Origin of the sequence: Bernardetia sp. MNP-M8 (genome assembly GCF_037126285.1) — a bacterium.
Classification (GTDB): Bacteria; Bacteroidota; Bacteroidia; order Cytophagales; family Bernardetiaceae; genus Bernardetia.
Map to the genome: position 1 here is coordinate 4098049 of NZ_CP147012.1, position 19755 is coordinate 4117803.

Consider the following 19755-nt stretch of genomic DNA (forward strand, 5'->3'; position numbering starts at 1 on the left):
GTTCAAAGATAACTTATTCTATCAAAATTATTTTTTGCATTTTATTAAAAGGCTACTTTCATTTATTTTAATATCAAACAATTAACGTCATTCAAAATAGAATTCAAATGAAAAATATATTCTCAAAATTTACTTCAAAAGCATTATTTTTAGCTCTACTTTTTACTCTTTCTTTTGGATTGCAAGGTTGTATTCATTCTCCTCAACAGGCTTGGACACCAACAAAACGCAAAAACATGAAAGATAAACAACCTCGTTCTCCAAAACAGGAACAGCGTTTGAGAACAGTAAGAGCGTGGTAAAAACCAATGCAAATTATTATTATTAAAATCAATAAAAAATGAATTCTATCAAAAAAACTATTTTTTCAAGAAAAAGAATAGCTATCTGTCTATTGACTATTTTTTCTACTGCCATTATGAGCAGTTGTGTACACGCTCCAAAACAGGCTTGGACACCAAAATATAAAAGTTATAAGGCTTCTAAAAAGAAAAGATAATTTATAAGAAATAACATCTTAACGTTACGATTAATTTATAAAAAAACAGAAATCTATAAAAATGAGATTTAAAAAAATAAAATGTTTTAAAATAAAATTCCTTTATCTTCTTTATTTTATGATTTTACCTTCTTTTATGATGATTACTACTACTTCTTGTAGTTCGCAGAAAGGACATACTTTAAAGAAGAAAAAACTCAAAAGAGGTCGACGAATTCCTTGTCCTGTAAAAGATTGTTAGTTTGCTCTAGTCTTATCAGTCTGCCCTTATAATTCAAAAAACAACAGATTTAGTCTTCCATTCTTTTACTAGAGGGAGACTTTTTTTCTGAAAGTTTCTAATAAAAAAATACTTATTCGTTTTGGATAATGATTTTATTTGTATCTTTTAGTTAAAATTCATAAAATTGTTCTAATCATAATTTAGGTTAAAGCCTAGATTATATATACTACATAAATCTCTATAATGAAAAAATCCCTATCTCTACTTTTATTTTTTGTGTTTGGAATGGTTTATACAGTTTCTGCACAAGATAGTGTTGCCCTAATTTTAAAAGCTATCGACGAACTCCGTTCGCAACAACGCCAACTCCAACAACAAAATCAAGACTTTGTACGTCGTTATCAAACTCTTTCTAATCAACGCCAACAAGATAGCATTAAAGTTTTGGCTCTTACAGATTCTCTGAAAAATCGCTCTACCCAAATTAATTTACTTTCTTCTGATTTAGGTCTTTATAAAGAAACAGTTGAAAAAAATGATGCTATTGTAAAAGGTGTTTCTCGTCGTGTAGAACTAACAGATGAAGCTCGTTATAAGATGGTTAGAACTAATCTGATTCATTCTGCTGAGTTTTTTGAAGTTCTTAATGACCGTTTGAACACGCTTTATGCAATCAATCAAGTAGAAAGTTATCGTACAATGCTCAATAGCTTAAATAATCCTGCTGATGAAACACTTGGTTTTTCGTATAATGATAAAGTGATGCAGCTTATGGAAAAAAAGCTGATAAGTAAAAGAGATAAAGGAGGCTCAAAAATTCTCAATATTGCTAATATGCTTTTGCAAGATCCTGTTGTGAGCAATATTGCTTCTGCTACACCTGTTATTAATATTGCTACTTCTGTTTTGGGTTTTGTATCTGGAATTGCTGCCCAAAGAAAGGATATTGATGAAAGTGATGTTCAAGAGTTTAAAAATGAACTAGAAAAATATACAGCTTATTATGCAAAGCTAAATTTAGTAAATGCTCGTTTTGCAAATAATATTGATAATTATCAGGTTCAGACTACAAATTTACACGATAAATTAACAGAATACGTAAATCTTCAAGCTAAAGGTTTAAAATTTAATGTTCAACTCAAAGAACCTGAAGGTAATGCTACAAATGGAGAATATCTATTGACTGTTTTTAGAACATATAACAAAACTTCTGTGACAGCTTATTTTGATAAATTAGAAAACGAATTTGCTAGAGGTGGAAAAGTTGATTATTCTAAATTAATGTCAAAATATCCTCATATTATGGAAGCAAATAAAAAGATTGAAGACGTAATTTATCTTTATAAAGAGTTTGATTATCTGTATGGACAATATATTTCTATGATAGATGAAAATAGTAGAAATACAATCGTCATTTTAGAAGGAGCAGTTTCCCAAAATTTGAGTAGTGAGCCTGCAAAAGTAAAAACTCAAATTGACATCTTGAAGAACAAAAAAGGAGAAGCTGTTACAGGAATTCGTCGTGCTGTAAACCTTCCTCGTTTGAAAGACATTGTAAATACTTTGGATAGTTATTATCCAGCACTATAAAGAATGGTCAATTGTGAAGGGTAAATTGTTAATGAATTACACTTTACACATAATTCTACATAAAAAAATCTACCCAAATTTAATTTAGGTAGATTTTTTTGTGATTTATATTTTACGAATTCTATTTATTTTCTTGAAAGAAAAGCAAAAGAAACGTAAAGTTGAGCACTTGACATATTTAATTTTTGTTCTTGATTATTTCCATAATCAAATTTAGGAGTAGCAGATAGATAACGAACACCTACACGAAAAGCACTACCACTATCGTAATTAGTAATTTTCAGACCTCCACTTATAGAATAAGCAAAAGCTGCTGCAGTAGTTGCTTCTGTTGTAGCAATATTAGCACCTAAAGCCTGATACTCTACTTCTGGACTTCTAGCAATCATTACACCTCCTAATGCACGAAACTCAGGAGCTACTACTGGAGTTATAGGAAAAGAAAGTTCTATACCACCCATCAAGTTACCATATACCCAAGGTTGTGCATCTTCAACGCCTCCAAGGTTTACACCTCCAAAACTGACATCTTTAGCTTCCTTATTATACGGATTAACTTGAGCATCTAAAGAGTATGCAAAACCAATCAAAGGAGAAAAATAATATGCTCCTTCAAATCCTAAACCACCACCAAACTTAGCTTGGTCTTTAAAATCTTCACTTAAAGGAAAATTTCCATACAATGTAAATGCTCCATAGCTTACTGATTCTTCAGGTGTGTTATCTTGAGCAAAAGAAGTAGATGTGCCAACAAAAAATAAAATAGCAGCTACAAATAGAGATTGAAATAGTTTGTTTGTCATAATTAATAAAGAGTTAAAAAAGTAATTGATAAAAAATGATTCATTTTTGATTTAATAGAAAAAATAATGCCTTAAGGCATAAAAAAATTGTTTCTACAAAACGAATGCAATGATAACACTTTTTTTTAAATAAAGTTTTAGACTAAAAGTTAAAAAATGACTTATAGTCATATTTTTTCAGTTAAAGCGTTGATAATCAGTGTTAAATAGTGTAAAATAATTTTCGATAAGTATTAATTTTTTTTTGATTTAGATAAGTGAAATATTTAAGCAAGACAAATTAGATTTTTTACTAAACATAGTCTGTGTATATTTGGTATTGAATAAAACCTAAAAACAAAAACTTAACACAATGAAAATATACACTAAAACAGGCGACAAAGGAACAACTTCACTCATTAGTGGTAGAAGAGTATCAAAGGCAAATCTTAGAATTGAATCCTATGGAACTGTTGATGAACTCAACTCATATATTGGAATGCTTCGTGACCAAAAAGAACTAGAGCATAGAAAAGAAATTTTGATAGAAATTCAAGATCGTTTGTTTACGATTGGTTCATTGCTTGCATCTGACCCAAAAAAAGTTTCTCATATTCCCATTCCTCAAATAGATGAAACTGACATAACAGACTTAGAAGTAGCAATTGATGTGATGAATGAAGAATTACCACCCATGACTCATTTTATTTTACCAGGTGGACATCCTGCTGTTTCTTTTTGTCATTTGGCAAGAACAGTTTGTAGACGGGCAGAACGTCGTTGTACTGAATTAAATAATCAAGAGGAAGAAGGAGTTGATCAAATAATTATTCGTTATCTCAATCGTCTTTCAGATTATATTTTTGTCTTGTCAAGAATGACTTCTCACGAAGTAAATGCTGATGAAATTGCTTGGAAGCCGAGAGTTTAGAAAAGTGATTAATGGTTAGTTAAGTAATCAGAGATAATTAGCGAGGGATTTTTATAATGACTATGATAGTACTGGACATGGGTGGTAAAATCGTCGGTGGGAACATGGAAAATGGCGATTGTTTTACTAAAAAGTACTTTTTTTGCCATTGTTGGTGTCCTGACCAACAACACTATTTCCCATATCCAGTACTTTAATTTTGTCTTACTAACCACTTACTTTTTATTTTGGTATTATATTCAGTATTGGAAAATAGAAAATGAAGCAGTTAATTTGGAAGGATTACAAAAGTGATAGTCCAATAATTATCCTTATTTATACAAAAGAATTAGGATTAACAGAATATGCAAAACGAAATAGTGAAAAATTAAGAATCAAAAATCCATAATTGTTTTTTCTGCTTTTACAAAAAATCTATTATTTCTCCTTCTTTTTTTTTAGTTTTGATTATCTGTACTTAAAATTTATCAAATAGATTATTTTTACTGTATTTTTGATAAAAATTAATGATTGTCTGTATCAAAACTTATGAAACGTATTCTTATTTCACTATCTGATTCTGAAAAAGAAAAAAAAGAAGAAAAATTATTAAAATGGCTGGAAGAGGAAAACATCCAAACCGAAGCCTTAGACGATTATGTCCAAACGGAAGTAGAAGAAAAATTAAAAACTAAGCAAGAACAAACAGAACAAAAAGTAAAAAAGACAAGTAAAAAAATGCGTTTGGTAGCTGTTGTTTCCTTGGGAGTAATTTTAGTGTTGGGAGGACTTGCATTTTTTCAGATGTTAGAAACAGATAGGCAAAAAGAACTTTTAAAAGAATCTCAGAAGGAATCTAAATTACATAGACAGGTAGTTCAGCAGCTTCAAGATTCGATTATAGCTCGTGAAATGAGACATAAGGCAGTTATTAGTAGTCAGTCATCAGATAGTACAGTTACCAGTAATCAGTAAATACAGTTGATAGTTTTTATAAAAAACACTTATTCTCCATTGTTGGTATTTTAGCATAGCGACACCAATAATAAAAATGCTAAAATGAAAAACTTTCTTATTTATTTGATTGGAATGCCAGCTTCTGGCAAATCTACCTTCGGAAAAATCATCGCAGAAAAACTAGGCTACACATTTTTAGATTTAGATTCTTTGATAGAATACAGAAATAATGCTACCATTCCACAAATCTTTGAAAAGAAAGGAGAAAGTTTTTTCAGACAAGAAGAAAAAAAAGCTCTTCAAACGACCTTTAATTTAGATAAGACGATTGTTTCTACAGGTGGAGGAACACCTTGTTTCTTTGATAATTTGGAACAAATGAAACAACATGGAATTGTTTGTTTTCTAAATACAGAAATAGAAATTTTGGCAAAACGAACTTTTGAAACACAACGAAAACAGCAAGATAATCGTCCACTTTTCAAAGAAGCTGATTCTTTTGAAAAGCTGTATAAATTAATTTCTCAAAAATGGGAAGACAGAAAAGAGTTTTATGGACAAGCTCATTTTGAGATAAAAAATAATGACTTTGAAGAGTTTTTAGAAAAACTGGAAGAAAATAGTTGAATGGAAAATACAAAAACATATATAAAAGAACTCTCGGAGAATGGATTTACAGTTCTTCCAACTATTTACTCCTCTGATGAAATAGAAAAAATAACGGCTTTTATTGATAAAATAGATACATCAAGAAGTACAGTCAGAAAATCAGTAGATTTATTTGCTATTCGTCAGTTTTTAAAGGAAAGTCCAGAAGTTAGTAATTTGATTTTTACAAAAAAACTCAAATCAATTCTTCAAGAATTAGGAGGAAACGATTTTTTTGTAATAAAGAGTATTTACTTTGACAAACCCCAAAATTCGAATTGGTATGTTCCTTATCATCAAGATTTGACTATTTCAGTAGATGAAAAACTAGAATTAGAAGAATTCAATTATTGGACAGTCAAACAAAATCAATTTGCTGTTCAGCCTCCTTTACAGATTCTAGAAAATATAATTACAATTCGTATTCATCTTGATAAAACGGACGAGAATAATGGAGCATTGAGAGTTATTCCAAAATCTCATCTTAAAAAAATATACAAGCCTCAAAATATAGATTGGTATGTAGAAACAGAAACAATTTGTGATGTTGAGAAAGGAGGAATAATGATAATGAAACCTTTGCTTCTACACAGTTCGAAAAGAACAACAAATGACAAAAAAAGAAGAGTGATTCACATAGAGTTTTCGAATCAAGAATTACCAAAAGAGCTAAATTGGTCAGAAAAAATGACTTTAGATAATTTCTAAGACACTACTCATTTTTCCTTTTAGCATTCTTCAAAAGCAAAAACGAACCTACCAAAACAGGCAAGCCAATATTTATAATCCAAAGTAAAAACGTAATGGTTACTACTTTTTCTTCTCCTAAAGTACCAAAAAAATAAAGTGCTGTTGCTTCTCTTACGCTAAGTCCAACTAAAAAACCACCCACAGGTAAAACGGATTTTGCTGCAAATAAAAGACTAGAACCAACAATTATTTTTTCAGTAGAAAGTGAAAAATTGGCAGCCTTGAAAATTAAAATCATTTGAAGCGAAAAAACACCATAACGAAGTAAAGCAAAAAAAGTAGTTTTTAAAATATCTTTTTGAGAATACTGACTGGCAAAATAGAGGTTTTTTTGTAGCCAAATTATAACTTTCTCTGCGAATTTTAATTGTCTGACAATTTTATTTTTCCTTGCTCTGCCGTTTTTGGTGTCCTCACCGACGACTATTAAATTTGCCGTTGTTGGTGTCCTCACCAACGACCATTTATTATAAAAACACAACCCAACAAAATAAAGTAAAATCCAAAAAGCAAAAAACAAAAAAGTAAGATAATTACCTAACTCAAAAAACTGACTTATTCCAAAAATACCTCCCAGCATAGTAACCCAAAACTGCAAACCTCCATTTATAACCAAAGCACCAGCCGAGTCAAAACGATTTTTCTTCGGTAGATTTTTTGCTCGTCCTAGAAAGTTTCCTAATGGTAAAAAAGTGGCTAGTGATAAACCTATCCAAACACTTTCTAAAGATTGAAGTAAATTAATTTTTGCTAATGATTTTGTCAGAATTTGCCATTTTTTAGCCTCTAAAATCCAATTTATTAACATTAACACAAAAATAATAAACAAAGTTGCTCTATTTTTTTGCAATTCGTTCCATAAATCGGTTATTTGTGAAAAAAAAGATTGATGATTTTTGATTTGAGAATATAAATAAAACCAAGCTAAAGCCATCAATACAATATTGAAGAATTTTAGAAGATTCTTTTGAGTATTTTTTTTCATTAAATAATTTTGAAAGTAGAAATCAATCAACGCACAAAAAACGCACTACTTTTAATTTACATTCAAAAATCACACTTAGAAAGTGTTATCTACTTTATGAAACCAACTTCTTTTGATCAAATTATATTAGGAATAGACCCTGGAACTGTTGTTTTAGGATATGGTGTTTTAGGAATTAAAGACGATAAAATGTATTTGATTCAGTTTGGAGTCATAAAGTTAGCACAGTGGAAAGATCATTATGTAAGACTACAAAAAATTTATGATAGAGTAAGTACAATAATTGAAGAGTTCAGACCTCAACAAATGGCTTTAGAAGCTCCTTTTTTTGGTAAAAATGTTCAGTCTATGCTCAAATTAGGTAGAGCGCAGGGTGTTTGTATGGCTGCTGCACTTTCTCGTGGCGTTTCGGTAGAAGAATATGCTCCCCGAAAAGTAAAACAAGCTGTTACAGGAAAAGGAACTGCATCAAAAGAACAAGTTGCTAGTATGTTGCAAACGTTACTTTCTTTTGATGAAATTCCAGACCTCTTAGATGCTACTGATGCCGTTGGTGTAGCTGTTTGTCATTATTTTCAGCAAAATGCACTACTTCCAAAAAGTACCTCGTGGTCTGCTTTCTTAGAAGAAAATCCTGATAGAGTGAAATAAATTTAGAAGTCTGAGGTTAGAGGTCAGAAGTAATAAAATGAAGTTGAAAGTATGAAATTATAAGTCAGAAGTAAATACAAAATGGCAATTCAGAAATGATAAAGCCATCCTGTATTTAACTGATTACTGGTAACTGTTCACTGATAACTGACTACGCTATCCAAACTGTTTTTATGTTTACAAATTCGTGAATGCCATTTGTAGCTAATTCTCTTCCATAACCTGATTTTTTGATTCCTCCAAAAGGCAAACGAGGATCAGATTTTACCATGCCATTGATAAACACACTTCCTGATTCTATTTGAGAAGCTATTTTTGTAGCTTTTTTCATGTCTTTTGTCCAAAGAGAAGAACCTAATCCAAATTCTGAATCATTGGCAAGCTCTATCGCATGGGTTTCATTTTCTGCCTTTATTACAGAAGCAATAGGTCCAAAAAGTTCATCATCAAAAGCTGGCATTCCTTCTTTTACATCTACTAAAATGGTAGGTTCATAGAAAGCTTTGTCTCTCTTTCCTCCCAAAATTATCTTTGCACCTTTCTCTACTGATTTCTGTACTTGTTCTGCTAATTCTTTTGCTAAATCTTCTCTCGCTTGGCAACCTACATCTGTGTTTTCATCCATTGGGTCGCCCATTTTTAGTGTTGCCATTTCATTTTTGAACTCTTCTACAAACTCCTCATAAACTTCTTTGACAATAATAAAACGCTTAGCAGCAATACAACTTTGTCCTGAGTTTTGAGTACGTGCTTTTACAGCCGTTTTGGCAGCCGTTTTTATATCTGCATCAGCTAAGACAATAAAAGGGTCACTTCCTCCCAATTCTAAAACTGTCTTTTTGATATTCTTTCCTGCAATTTCAGCAACTGACGAACCTGCCCCTTCACTTCCTGTAAGTGTAGCTGCTTTTACATGGTTGTTTTCCAAAACTTGTTTGACTTGCTTTCCACTAATTAAGAAATTTTGAAATACATTTTTAGGAAAACCTGCTTCTAAAAAAAGAGATTCCATTGCTTCTCCACAGCCAAAAGAATTTGAAGAATGTTTCAAAACCCCTACATTTCCAGCCATAAGCGAAGGAACAGCAAAACGAAATACTTGCCAAAATGGAAAATTCCAAGGCATCACAGCCAAAATAACACCGAGTGGATCATAACGTACATAAGCCTCTGAACCATCTGATTTTTTGGCAACAGGAGCTAAAAATTCTTCTGCTTTTTCTGCATAAAAATCACAAAGCCAAGCACATTTTTCGACTTCTGATTTAGCTTGAGTAATTGGTTTTCCCATTTCTTTTGTCATAAGAGTAGCCAATTCTTGTTCTTTTTCCTTCAAGAGAAGAGAAAGTTTGCGAAATAATTCAGAACGCTCAGCAAAACCTGTTTTTTTCCAATCTTGAAAAGCATCTTCAGAATTCTGTAGCTTTTCTGTAATTTCAGATTCAGAAAGAAGTGTATAAGTTTTTAAGACTTCGTTTGTGGCTGGATTTATTGTTTGGACTGTATTTTTACTTTTATCTGGCATAATTGGATTCTTTTTTTAAAAATAAAGTTGAAAAAATGACTAATTTTAGTACAGTACAGAGGATTTACAATATCTTTTGTGCGTTCAACTCCTCAGAACTGAATCCACAACAATATATAATAAAACTTTTGAAACAGTGTGCTGATTTTAGTCTATAAAATTTTCATATAAAATCTATAATACTCTTAAAAGGTTTAGATATTTTTGAAAAATTAAAAGTAGCTCAGAACTTTTGCAATCAAATTTATTGTTCTGTTTCTATTTTACTCAAAACTTTCCAATCATGATGACTCACAAAAATTCAAATAAAACCCTTCTCATTCTTGATATAGACGAAACATTGGTTTTTGGTTCTACACAAAAATTAGATAGACCTTTTGATTTTACAGTTTTTAATTATTTTATTTATCAAAGACCTTATTTGAAAGAATTTTTTGAGAGAATAAAAGACCATTTTCTAATTGCACTTTGGTCTTCTGCTGACGATGAATATGTAGAAGAAATTGCTAAAAAGATTATTCCAAAAGATATAGAACTAGAATTTGTTTGGGCTAGAAGTCGATGTACTTACAAAAGAAATTTTAATGCTATTTTTGATGATTATCAAGATTATTCGGCTTCTGATAGTTCGCATTATCATTTTGTCAAACCTCTAAAAAAACTCAAGAAAAAAGGTTATAAATTAGAACGTATCTTGATTGTCGATGATACACCTCATAAAGCAAAAGAAAATTATGGTAATGTAATTTATCCCAAAGAATATAGAGGAGAGGAAGATGACAATGAGCTACTTTTACTTGCTGATTACTTACTAACTTTAAAGGATAAAATGAGCATTAGAAGAATTGAAAAGAGAGGTTGGAAGAAATGAATAAATGATGAGTTTTAAAAAATATTTTTAACGTGTAATTTTTTTAAATAATAATAGTTGATTAATCCATAATTGAGTTTACTAACAAAACCTTATTGAAATGGAAAATGAAAATAAATACTTAGTGTTTAGTTTTTTTAAGTAATTTTTAAGGCTATTGGTTTACTAATTTTTTGAAAAAACTCAAGTATTTCATTATCTTGATTTATATTTTATCCTATTTGTATAATTTACTAATAAAGTCCAATTCATTTGTTACTTACTGTTCGTTGAAATTATGAAAGAATATTACCCCTCAAAAAAGTCTTTATCTGTTTTATTCTTTACTTTCTTTGTCATATTTTTATTTTTTGACTCAATAGCTCAAAATACTGAAATAGGTTCTCCACCACTGCAAAATTTTGCTCCTACAGAATATAATGCAGCTCCTGAAATACGCTCTATGATGAAAAGTAGTAGAGGTTTTATTTATGCAGCATCAAATAGTAGAGATATCTTGGAGTATGATGGAAATAGTTGGAAGAAAATATTTACACCCTGTAATTATGTATATAGCATGGTTGAAGGTGAAAACGGAAATATTCATATTGCTGATGGCTTGGTGCGTTGTGCGGGCTACTTGAGACCTCAATATCCAACAGGAAAATGGGAATTTATTCCGTTGCATCCTGAAAATTTAGCTGATTCAGTTTGGAATAGAGTTAGAACAAGTAGTGTAGGAAAAATTGATAATCAAATTTATTATACATTTGATGGTACATCAAAGCAAATAGGAAAACATATTATATTCAAATTTGATAAAGGAGTTGTAAAAGAACATATTCGTATAAATAGAGATGATATAAAAGACACTTTTTTTACAAATAAAGGTTTTTTATTTTTTAATGGCAAACAATTATTTCATAAGCAAGTCTCCAACAATAAAAATGATTTTTCTTATGATTCTTTAAAGAACACCTCTTTTTTTGAGGGAAAGGATATTTATAAAATTAAAGATTTTTCAGAAAATGAGTTACTTATTTTTGGCATAGGCAATGATGTGACAATTTATAATTTAGAAACAGCTCAGATTACTCCTTTTGGTGACCAAAAAAGCCAAACTGTTTTTAGAAATGCTCAGCTTCTTACAGCCACACAAATTGTGAATGGAGATTGGATTTTTGGAAGTATTCAAAATGGTGTGATTCATACAGATAATAAAGGAAATATAATACAAATTATCTCTACAAAAGAAGGATTGATAGATAATATTGTAATGTCTTTTGCCCAAGATAACCAAAATCAACTTTGGACAGGATTTTATAATGGTATTGCAAAAATAGATGTCGCTTCTCCTGTTAATTATTGGGCAGAAAATAAAGGTATCAGTGGAAGTTCGATATATGACATTAGACGATTTGAAAATACCATTTTTGCAGGAACAGTTGCAAAACTTGTTTATCTTCAAAAAAATGGAAATTGGAAGACGATAGAAGGAACATCCATAGAAAATAGGTTACTCAAAACACTTCTTTTAGCTGATGGAAAAGAACATTTATTCTTATCGTCTTTTGATGGAATCTATGAAATTAAGAAAAAAAATAATTTGGAATGGGAGGCGATATCTATTTTAAAAATTCCTCAAGGTGGATTGCGTATTAGCGAAATGACTAATTATAAACATAACCCTAACAGAATTTATTTTTCACAATTAGGAAGAGAGGGAATAAATTATATAGATTATCAGCCTAATGCTATTCTCAAAGAAACAAAAAAAAATGATTTTTTAAAAAATACAAACATTCATATTCGTTCTTTAGAAAAAAACGAGTTTTGGGGAGTTGAAGCACAAAACAGACATAGAGTAGCAAAAATAAATATAGAGAATTCTAAAATTACATTTTACGATTTAGATTCAGGAGGTTATACCATTATTGATGGTAACGTATATGTTCAAAAACAAGGAAATGACAGCATTTTTCAAATAACAAAAGAAGATAAATTAGAATATGACAAACAAATAACTCAATTTTTGAGACCTTACTTAAATCGACCTGTTGAAATAGAACAAGTTGGTGAAAATATGCTTTGGGTATATGATCCTCAAAACTTTTTTGTGAATATCTATACTAAACAAGGAGAAAGTTATATAAGAAATAGTAAACTAGAACAAATAGTAGGAAAATATTTTGTTCGTTCTCTTTATCAAGATGAGAACAACAAAAACATAATTTGGATAGGAACTTCTAGTGGTATTTTAAACATTGATTTAAGTAAATTGAAAGAGTCAAATCAAGAAGCAATATTCAATACACTGATTCGTCAGGTAAAGATAGGAAATGATTCGCTTATTTTTGACGGAAATTTTTTCACTTCTAAAAAATTAGATAATGATTCCATTTTATATGAAATTAGCGAAATACAGAGTGAAAAAGATATTCTAAAAATTGACAATGCCAATAATTCTATTCTTTTTAAAGTAGCAGGATTATTTTTTATAGAAGAAAAAAGAACACAATACAGTTATTTTTTAGAAGGCTTAGACGAAAAATGGTCAGATTGGACAACTCTAAACATAAAAGAATACAACAACCTAAGAGAAGGTGAATATATTTTTTATGCAAAATCTAAAAATTATTTGGGAGAAGAAAGTGAAAAAGTTTCTTACCAATTCAAAGTTTTTCCACCTTGGCATCGTACCACAACAGCTTATGTTTTCTATCTTTTATTTGGAGTAGGAATTATTTTTGGCTCAACTCGTTTTTATACACATCGCTTACGCAAACAAAATGAACAATTAGAAAATATAGTTGCAGAAAGAACAGATGAACTTTCTCAAAAAAATACAGAACTTTCCACCCAAAATGAAGAAATTATTCAGCAGAGAGATCAGTTAGACATTAAAAATCAGAAAATTGAAGAGCAAAATAAAAATATTGTATCTAGTATAAATTATGCAAAGCGTATCCAAACGGCACTTTTGCCAATAGAAAAACGTATTAAACAAGAAATACCTAATCATTTTATTTTCTACAAACCTCGTGATATTGTTAGTGGTGATTTTTACTGGATAGAAAAAAGTGAAGACAAAGTAATTATTGCTGTGGCAGATTGTACAGGTCATGGCGTACCAGGGGCATTTATGTCTATGCTCGGAAGTAGTGGACTTACAGATGCTGTTTTTCAACAAAATCTTACTGAGCCTGATTTAATTCTTACTCATTTACACAACTATATTTTTTCTGCTTTGAAACAAAATCAGTCTGATAACAGGGATGGAATGGATGTTTGTATTGTAGTTTGGGATAAAGCAAAAAATCACATTCAATATGCAGGTGCAATGAATCCACTTTATTATGTTCAGAATGAAGAACTTTTGCAAATAAAAGCAGATAAAATTCCTGTAGGAGGAACAATGGCAAAAGAAAGAATTTATACTCCTCATACAATAAATCTACATGTTCCTACTACTATTTATCTAGCTTCTGACGGTTATCAAGACCAGTTTGGGGGAAAAGAGGGTAGGAAATTTATGACAAAAAAATTTAGAGAGCTTTTATTAGAAATTTCGCATTTACCAATAAAAGAACAAGAAAATCGTATTTCTCAAGTCTTTGATCGTTGGAAAGGAAAAATACATCAAATTGATGATGTTTTAGTAATGGGAATCAGATTCGAATAAATTTTTATTTTTTGATAAGCAACCAAAACTAAATGTATGTATCTGTGTTTAAGAAGCTAAGAGCGTGAAAGAGCATAAATCAATTGAAAAATTTAGTAAAATAAAGTAAAATAGTAAAAAGGTACTAGCTTATTTTTGTTTATATTCTTAAACTCCCTAAAAATCAGGTTGTTTACTTCGCTTTTTTTATATAAAAATTGTATCTTCGTAATAAATACAATCTAACCAAAAGGTTCAACAGTTTATTAATTACTTATTCATTCCCATATAATAAAACACAAAAAAAAGGATAAGAGAATAATAAGAATATATTTTTAATTTTAGAAATAATTTTGATATGTCTATTGCTATCTATTTTTTGTAATAAAACACAGACAGAATTTTATGCAAAAACAAGAACAAACCAATATTAGAGAGAAAAAAACAACTCTTGAAAAAATGGAACAACAGCATCCTTATGTCATGATGATGTATTTGGGTGTCATGGGAATATTTATGGCTTTTACACTCTTGATGTTATTATTTTTTAATGAATCTTTAATAAAAGCTGTTACTCATCCTATTGAGTTTCCCTACGCTTTTTTTATCAGTACAATAGCTATTGTCAGCAGTAGTTTTTTCTTAGAAAAAGCACGTCAGCAGTTTTATAAAGATGATTTTAAGAAATTAAGAAACAATCTTTTGGCTGTCTTTGGCTTAGGAATCGTTTTTTTATCCCTACAAATTATTGGAGGTTACGAGCTACACCAAAACAAGATTTATTTAGAAGGCAAAACAGCAGGTGCATATCTTTATATAATTTCAGCTTTTCACATGGTTCACCTTATGGGAGGACTTATTTATTTAGCAATTCTTCTCAATCAATATATAAATAAAGTTGATGATGGTGTTCAGATTTTGATTACGGTTACTAATCCTTATGAAAAAATAAAGCTACAACTCCTTACTATTTATTGGCATTTTATGGATGTGCTTTGGGTAGCTATCTTTGTAGGATTTTTGATAGCATTGATATAAATAAAAAACAGGATACTTAATGAAGAATAATTTCTAAATTAAGTATCTTTTTTTTTACAATTGATTTTTTTAAAAACTTCAATCAAAACTTTGATTCAATTTCTTTTTGTTGTCTAAGATGATGTTTCCAATGAATTAAGTCAAAAGTAAGCCAATCTTTTGCTGTCAGCATTCCAAAAATAGGATGTTTTGTGCCAAAATTAGGCTGTGTTTGACTTTCCATTCTCTCAGTTAGCTCTGTCAAATAAGTTGAGTAATTTTCTAGTTCTTTTTCAAAAAATGCTTTGGATTGAAATTCTGGTTGTGGCATTCCGTCAGGCATTTTTACTTTTTTACTATGAGAAATATAACCTCTACCCAAAATAAAACTCCCTTCAGAGGTTAGCTCAGCCTGTTCTACTCCTTTTTCTTGATTTATACAATTTGTGATTTTGCCATTTATCCAATGACGAGACGCTGAATAGAGGTGATTGTAAAGCTGTCCCATTGACCAGCTTCCATCATCAAAAGTTTTTTCAAAATCTTCCTCTTTATAGTTTTGAAGTGAATTGTAGTAGTGTTCAACTACATCTGAAAGTTCTTTTCCTAGCTGAGAAACTGTTTTTGTACTCATAACAGAATAAAATAAATTGGTAAAATAGTGCTGAAATAGGATTTGAAGATATATTTTTGTCTCTTTTTCTACAAGTTAAATAATTTTGCAATAACTTTACAGCCTATTTAAAGTTCTGTTCATATAAATAAATGTAAATTTGTAACAGAATTTTAGATTATCTACACACAACTTCTATTTTCAATCATTTTTTATATGTAAAAATTTACATATCTTTTTTATTTAATTTACTCCCTCAAAAAACTCTGATGGTAAAACGCACTTCTCAACAACGTTATATTGACCTTATCAAACAAACTTTTTATTTTGATACGCCAGATTTTACAGTTTCGAATGATGAACTTAATTTTTATGGTGTAGAACTTATGCCAATTATTGAAAAATATGGAACGCCTTTGCGCCTTACTTATTTGCCAAAAATTAGTGAAAATATACGAAGGGCGAGAAGTCATTTTGGTGAAGCGATGAAAAAATTGAATTACGATGCTGAGTATGTGTATTGTTATTGTACAAAATCTTCGCATTTTAATTTTATAATGGAAGAAGTTTTGAAAACAGGTGCACATCTTGAAACTTCTTCTACTTTTGATATTGCTATCATTAAAAAACTGCATCAAAAAGGACTTTTTAATAAAGATAAATATGTAGTCTGTAATGGTTTTAAGAGAGAAACGTATACCAACGAAATAAAATCGCTGTGGCAAGATGGTTTTGAAAACTGTATTGCTGTTTTAGATAATAGAAAGGAAATAACAGCGTATGAAGAGTTGGATATAGAACAAATGCAAATCGGACTTCGCATTGCAACAGAAGAAGAGCCTAATTTTTCGTTTTATACTTCTCGTTTGGGCATTCGTTATAAAGATGTTGTAGAGTTTTATAAAAAACATGTAGCTACCAATCCAAAATTCAAACTTACTTTATTACACTTTTTTGTAAATTCTGGTATTCGTGATACGGTTTATTTTTGGAGTGAATTTAATAAGTTTGTTCGTGCCTATTGTGATTTGAAAAAAATCTGTCCAGAACTTCATATTTTGGATATTGGTGGTGGTTTGCCTATCAAAAACTCACTTGGTTTTGAGTTTGATTACGAATATATGACAGAAGCCATTGTAGCAAATATTCAAGAAGTTTGTGAGCAAGAAGGTGTTCCTGTTCCTACTATTTTTTCTGAGTTTGGAAGTTTTACGGTAGGCGAAAGTGGAGGAATGATTTTTTCTGTAATGGCTCAAAAACAACAAAACGATCGTGAACTTTGGTATATGATTGATGGCTCATTTATTACACATTTACCCGATACGTGGGGAATGGGTTACCGTTTTATCACAATGGCAATCAATAATTGGGACAAGGAATATCAGCAGGTTCATGTGGGTGGAATTACCTGTGATAGTATGGATTATTACGATTCAGAATCGCATGTTTCGAAATTGATGTTGCCAAAATTTACACGAGGAACAGAGCAATACATTGGTTTTTTCCATACAGGAGCATACCAAGAAAGTTTGGGAGGTTATGGAGGAATTCAGCATTGTTTGATTCCAAATGCTCAACACGTAATCATTGACAGAGATGCACAAGGAAATGTAACCACCGAATTATTCAATAAAGAACAAACAGCAGAACAGGTTTTGAATATTTTGGGGTATTGATAAAATTGTATAATAAAACTTTTACTCGTGTTCTGTGACTTACAGAACACGATTTTTTCATTTTCAAAAAAATTCATAGCTTTTCAAAAATTTTATTTTACTAGTTACTCAGTTACTTAGAATTGACTAAAACCCTTCTAAGACAGGGTTTCAATCGTTTTGAAAATAGTAAAACCTCTCAGTGAAGCTAAAATAAACTTACCAAGTATGCAGCATAAAATTTATGAAATGCTGTATTATTTAAAACATAAAAGTATTCTCTTTATGAATTATTTTAAAATCCTTTTTTTATTTGTTATTTCAATTCTAAATATTTCTTGTTCAGAAGCAAAAGTCCAAACTGAAATAACAAAACAAAATAAAAGTAACAAAATAGTACAATCAGATTTTAGTCAAAAAAAAATAACAGATAATCTATATGTTTTAAAAGCACCTAGCTATAATACTAATGTAGGTGTATTTATTGGTGTAAAGGAATTACTTTTGATAGATCCAATGACAGGAATGAATAATCAAAAAGATTTACTCAAAGCAATAAGAGAACTTTCTGACAAACCCATCAAGTATGTATTGAACACGCATAGCCATCAAGACCATAGTGGAGCAAATTCTTTTTTTATGGAACTGGGGGCAACAATTATTTCCCAAGAAAATAGTAAATATTCGAAAGCAGTTTATGATGTTACTTTTAAGAATACTTATACAGTAAAAATGGAAAGTGAAACAGTAGAATTATATCATGTTAAAGCACATACTTTTGATGATGTTTTGATTTACTTTAAGAACAATAATACAGTATTTATGGGAGATACTTATATGACTAATTCTTTCCCACATTTTTATTATGGTGGTGGAAGCAAGGGGCATTTAGATATTATTGATAAAGCATTATCTTTAGGAGATGAAAGTACCACTATAGTTGCTGCCCACGGTAAATTATCATCTAATAAAAAAGAACTTAGTGTTTATAAAAGTAATTCTATAAAATGGATTAATAGAATAAAAGAACTTAATGATGCAGGTAAAACTTCTGAGCAGATTGCTAATGATAAACAAATCAAAGAACTAAGTTTGGTTTTTAATGATGGAAATAATATATCAACTCAGCGATTATCACAAACAATTAAGAAAACAGTTTCTGTCAATTTAGTTGCTAATACTATTATTCCTGTAACCACTCTTAGAAGTTATGAAGGTAGCTATCAGTATGAAAATGGTCAAATAGATGAAGTTATATATCAAGAAGGTAAATTGTTTTTACGAAGCGAAGGCAATTATATATATGAGATTGTATCTCTTTCAGAAACAAATTTTCACTTGAAAGGACAAACGCTTAATCAATCCCTAATTTTTGATAATGTTCACAAACAATTTATATTTTTTAATGGAAAGGAAGAGCTAGTAGCAAATAAAAAATAATACTTAAAGTCTATTTAAGAGTAACTTTTTGAAGATATTCGTATAGAAGTAAAACATTAATTTATTTTTTATATTCAATCAAAAGTGCTTTTAGAAAAGAATTTATACCTGTCATGTATTTTCAAGTTATGTATAAAATTTAAAAAGTTATTTTTCAACTTTAATAGTTCAAGACTACTGACAATTTCTTTTAAAATCTAATACTCCCACTTTCCACCAATCAGCGCAGTAGCAATTTCTTCAACAAAAGAATCAGCAACAAGCCTACTTTTGTCTTCTGTTTTTAAAAAGTGCCATTTTATTCCGTGAATATCAGCTATTTTTTTTGCCCATTTTATACTATCTGCATCTTCTGGACTTCCTACAATAAATTTTCTTTTGATAGGGTTTTTGACATATTCTTGCAAAAAATATCCAAATTCTAAACGACTTGTAGGCGCAATATTGGCATCAAAAATTCCTGATTTTTCTTTTGTCCAATAAGCAGGTAACCAAAAAGCTGTAATATCACAGAGTTGTAAATATTGAAGTTCCCATGTTATTTGTTTGTCTCTGACAGCTTCTAGTTCTGTTTTAGGGTTTTTATTATCAATATCTGCCCATTTTCCTGTTTCGGGCTCAGGTGAAACGACAATCATACTTGGGTTTAGTCGTTTGTCTTCTAGAAGTTTTTGGATTACTTTTCTTCTCCAACCTGTTTTTAAATTTTCTTCAGAAGGCGTTGCACCAGCCAAAAAAACACCTAGTTTGGGAAAAATAGTATCATGATTTCTTGAAAATAAAGTTCGGATAGGTTCGTGTTGCATCACAAAAAGAGATTGAATATAAAAGCTATTTTTTTTCTAAGATAGAAAATAATTGAATTAAGAACGTCAAAATAATCATTAAATTTTTATTTTTTTGTATATTTACCAACTCTGTTTTAACTCTACACTTACATTATATGTAAAGTTTCAAATAGATGAAAGAATAAAAAGACAGTATAATTTTATAATAATT

19 protein-coding genes are annotated in these 19755 nt (G+C 29.9%); 14 read left to right on the forward strand and 5 right to left on the reverse strand.

What is annotated here, in order from left to right:
• The first annotated feature begins 107 nt into the window (after positions 1-107).
• From V9L04_RS16655 to V9L04_RS16665, 3 genes are all read left to right on the forward strand, one after another.
• Positions 108-302, forward strand: a complete 195-nt coding sequence (locus tag V9L04_RS16655; RefSeq protein ID WP_338790995.1) for a hypothetical protein — start codon at positions 108-110, stop codon at positions 300-302.
• A 38-nt stretch (positions 303-340) separates the two neighbouring features.
• Positions 341-499, forward strand: coding sequence for a hypothetical protein (locus V9L04_RS16660; protein ID WP_338790996.1), 159 nt, complete (start codon positions 341-343; stop codon positions 497-499).
• Between the two features lie 466 nt (positions 500-965).
• Positions 966-2312, forward strand: coding sequence for a hypothetical protein (locus V9L04_RS16665; RefSeq protein ID WP_338790997.1), 1347 nt, complete (start codon positions 966-968; stop codon positions 2310-2312).
• 125 nt (positions 2313-2437) lie between these two features.
• Here the strand turns inward: V9L04_RS16665 and V9L04_RS16670 are convergent, their stop codons facing one another.
• A complete protein-coding gene (locus V9L04_RS16670) occupies positions 2438-3115 on the reverse strand; it encodes a hypothetical protein (RefSeq protein ID WP_338790998.1) in 678 nt (225 codons plus the stop codon).
• Between the two features lie 352 nt (positions 3116-3467).
• Between V9L04_RS16670 and V9L04_RS16675 the strand changes: the two genes are divergently transcribed.
• The 5 genes from V9L04_RS16675 (at position 3468) to V9L04_RS16695 (ending at position 6317) form a co-directional block, all read left to right on the forward strand.
• Positions 3468-4025: a cob(I)yrinic acid a,c-diamide adenosyltransferase gene (locus tag V9L04_RS16675; RefSeq protein WP_338790999.1), complete on the forward strand. Its 558-nt coding sequence runs from the start codon at positions 3468-3470 to the stop codon at positions 4023-4025.
• A 259-nt stretch (positions 4026-4284) separates the two neighbouring features.
• The gene (locus V9L04_RS16680; RefSeq protein ID WP_338791000.1) at positions 4285-4413 is read left to right on the forward strand and encodes a hypothetical protein; all 129 of its coding nucleotides are present in this window, start codon (positions 4285-4287) and stop codon (positions 4411-4413) included.
• A gap of 140 nt (positions 4414-4553) precedes the next feature.
• Positions 4554-4979 carry a hypothetical protein gene (locus tag V9L04_RS16685; protein ID WP_338791001.1) on the forward strand — a complete coding sequence of 142 codons (426 nt, stop codon included), beginning with the start codon at positions 4554-4556 and terminating at the stop codon, positions 4977-4979.
• Positions 4980-5063: 84 nt separating this feature from the next.
• Positions 5064-5588, forward strand: a complete 525-nt coding sequence (locus V9L04_RS16690) for a shikimate kinase (RefSeq protein WP_338791002.1) — start codon at positions 5064-5066, stop codon at positions 5586-5588.
• Entirely contained in the window at positions 5589-6317 is a 729-nt protein-coding gene (locus V9L04_RS16695; RefSeq protein ID WP_338791003.1) for a phytanoyl-CoA dioxygenase family protein, read from the forward strand.
• A gap of 4 nt (positions 6318-6321) precedes the next feature.
• On the opposite strand, the gene V9L04_RS16700 is transcribed toward V9L04_RS16695, so the two are convergent.
• The gene (locus V9L04_RS16700; RefSeq protein ID WP_338791004.1) at positions 6322-7344 is read right to left on the reverse strand and encodes a hypothetical protein; all 1023 of its coding nucleotides are present in this window, start codon (positions 7342-7344) and stop codon (positions 6322-6324) included.
• Positions 7345-7440: 96 nt separating this feature from the next.
• On the opposite strand from V9L04_RS16700, the gene ruvC reads away from it, so the two are divergent.
• Positions 7441-7995, forward strand: a complete 555-nt coding sequence (gene ruvC / locus V9L04_RS16705) for a crossover junction endodeoxyribonuclease RuvC (protein WP_338791005.1) — start codon at positions 7441-7443, stop codon at positions 7993-7995.
• Between the two features lie 151 nt (positions 7996-8146).
• On the opposite strand, the gene V9L04_RS16710 is transcribed toward ruvC, so the two are convergent.
• On the reverse strand, positions 8147-9520 hold the full coding sequence (locus V9L04_RS16710) for an NAD-dependent succinate-semialdehyde dehydrogenase (protein ID WP_338791006.1): 1374 nt from the start codon (positions 9518-9520) through the stop codon (positions 8147-8149).
• Between the two features lie 283 nt (positions 9521-9803).
• Between V9L04_RS16710 and V9L04_RS16715 the strand changes: the two genes are divergently transcribed.
• From V9L04_RS16715 to V9L04_RS16725, 3 genes are all read left to right on the forward strand, one after another.
• Positions 9804-10391 (forward strand): HAD family hydrolase, encoded by a 588-nt coding sequence (locus tag V9L04_RS16715; protein ID WP_338791007.1) that lies wholly within the window; start codon positions 9804-9806, stop codon positions 10389-10391.
• A gap of 277 nt (positions 10392-10668) precedes the next feature.
• Positions 10669-14052: a SpoIIE family protein phosphatase gene (locus V9L04_RS16720; protein WP_338791008.1), complete on the forward strand. Its 3384-nt coding sequence runs from the start codon at positions 10669-10671 to the stop codon at positions 14050-14052.
• 384 nt (positions 14053-14436) lie between these two features.
• Positions 14437-15069 (forward strand): cytochrome C oxidase subunit III, encoded by a 633-nt coding sequence (locus V9L04_RS16725; RefSeq protein WP_338791009.1) that lies wholly within the window; start codon positions 14437-14439, stop codon positions 15067-15069.
• Between the two features lie 82 nt (positions 15070-15151).
• Here the strand turns inward: V9L04_RS16725 and V9L04_RS16730 are convergent, their stop codons facing one another.
• Entirely contained in the window at positions 15152-15682 is a 531-nt protein-coding gene (locus tag V9L04_RS16730; RefSeq protein WP_338791010.1) for a DUF1569 domain-containing protein, read from the reverse strand.
• Positions 15683-15930: 248 nt separating this feature from the next.
• On the opposite strand from V9L04_RS16730, the gene V9L04_RS16735 reads away from it, so the two are divergent.
• Together V9L04_RS16735 and V9L04_RS16740 are read left to right on the forward strand one after the other, a co-directional pair.
• Complete coding sequence (locus V9L04_RS16735; protein WP_338791011.1) at positions 15931-17337, forward strand: arginine decarboxylase; 1407 nt, start codon at positions 15931-15933, stop codon at positions 17335-17337.
• Positions 17338-17601: 264 nt separating this feature from the next.
• Positions 17602-18756, forward strand: coding sequence for an MBL fold metallo-hydrolase (locus tag V9L04_RS16740; RefSeq protein WP_338791012.1), 1155 nt, complete (start codon positions 17602-17604; stop codon positions 18754-18756).
• Between the two features lie 197 nt (positions 18757-18953).
• On the opposite strand, the gene V9L04_RS16745 is transcribed toward V9L04_RS16740, so the two are convergent.
• Positions 18954-19562 carry a nucleoside 2-deoxyribosyltransferase domain-containing protein gene (locus V9L04_RS16745; protein WP_338791013.1) on the reverse strand — a complete coding sequence of 203 codons (609 nt, stop codon included), beginning with the start codon at positions 19560-19562 and terminating at the stop codon, positions 18954-18956.
• Between the last annotated feature and the right edge of the window lie 193 nt (positions 19563-19755).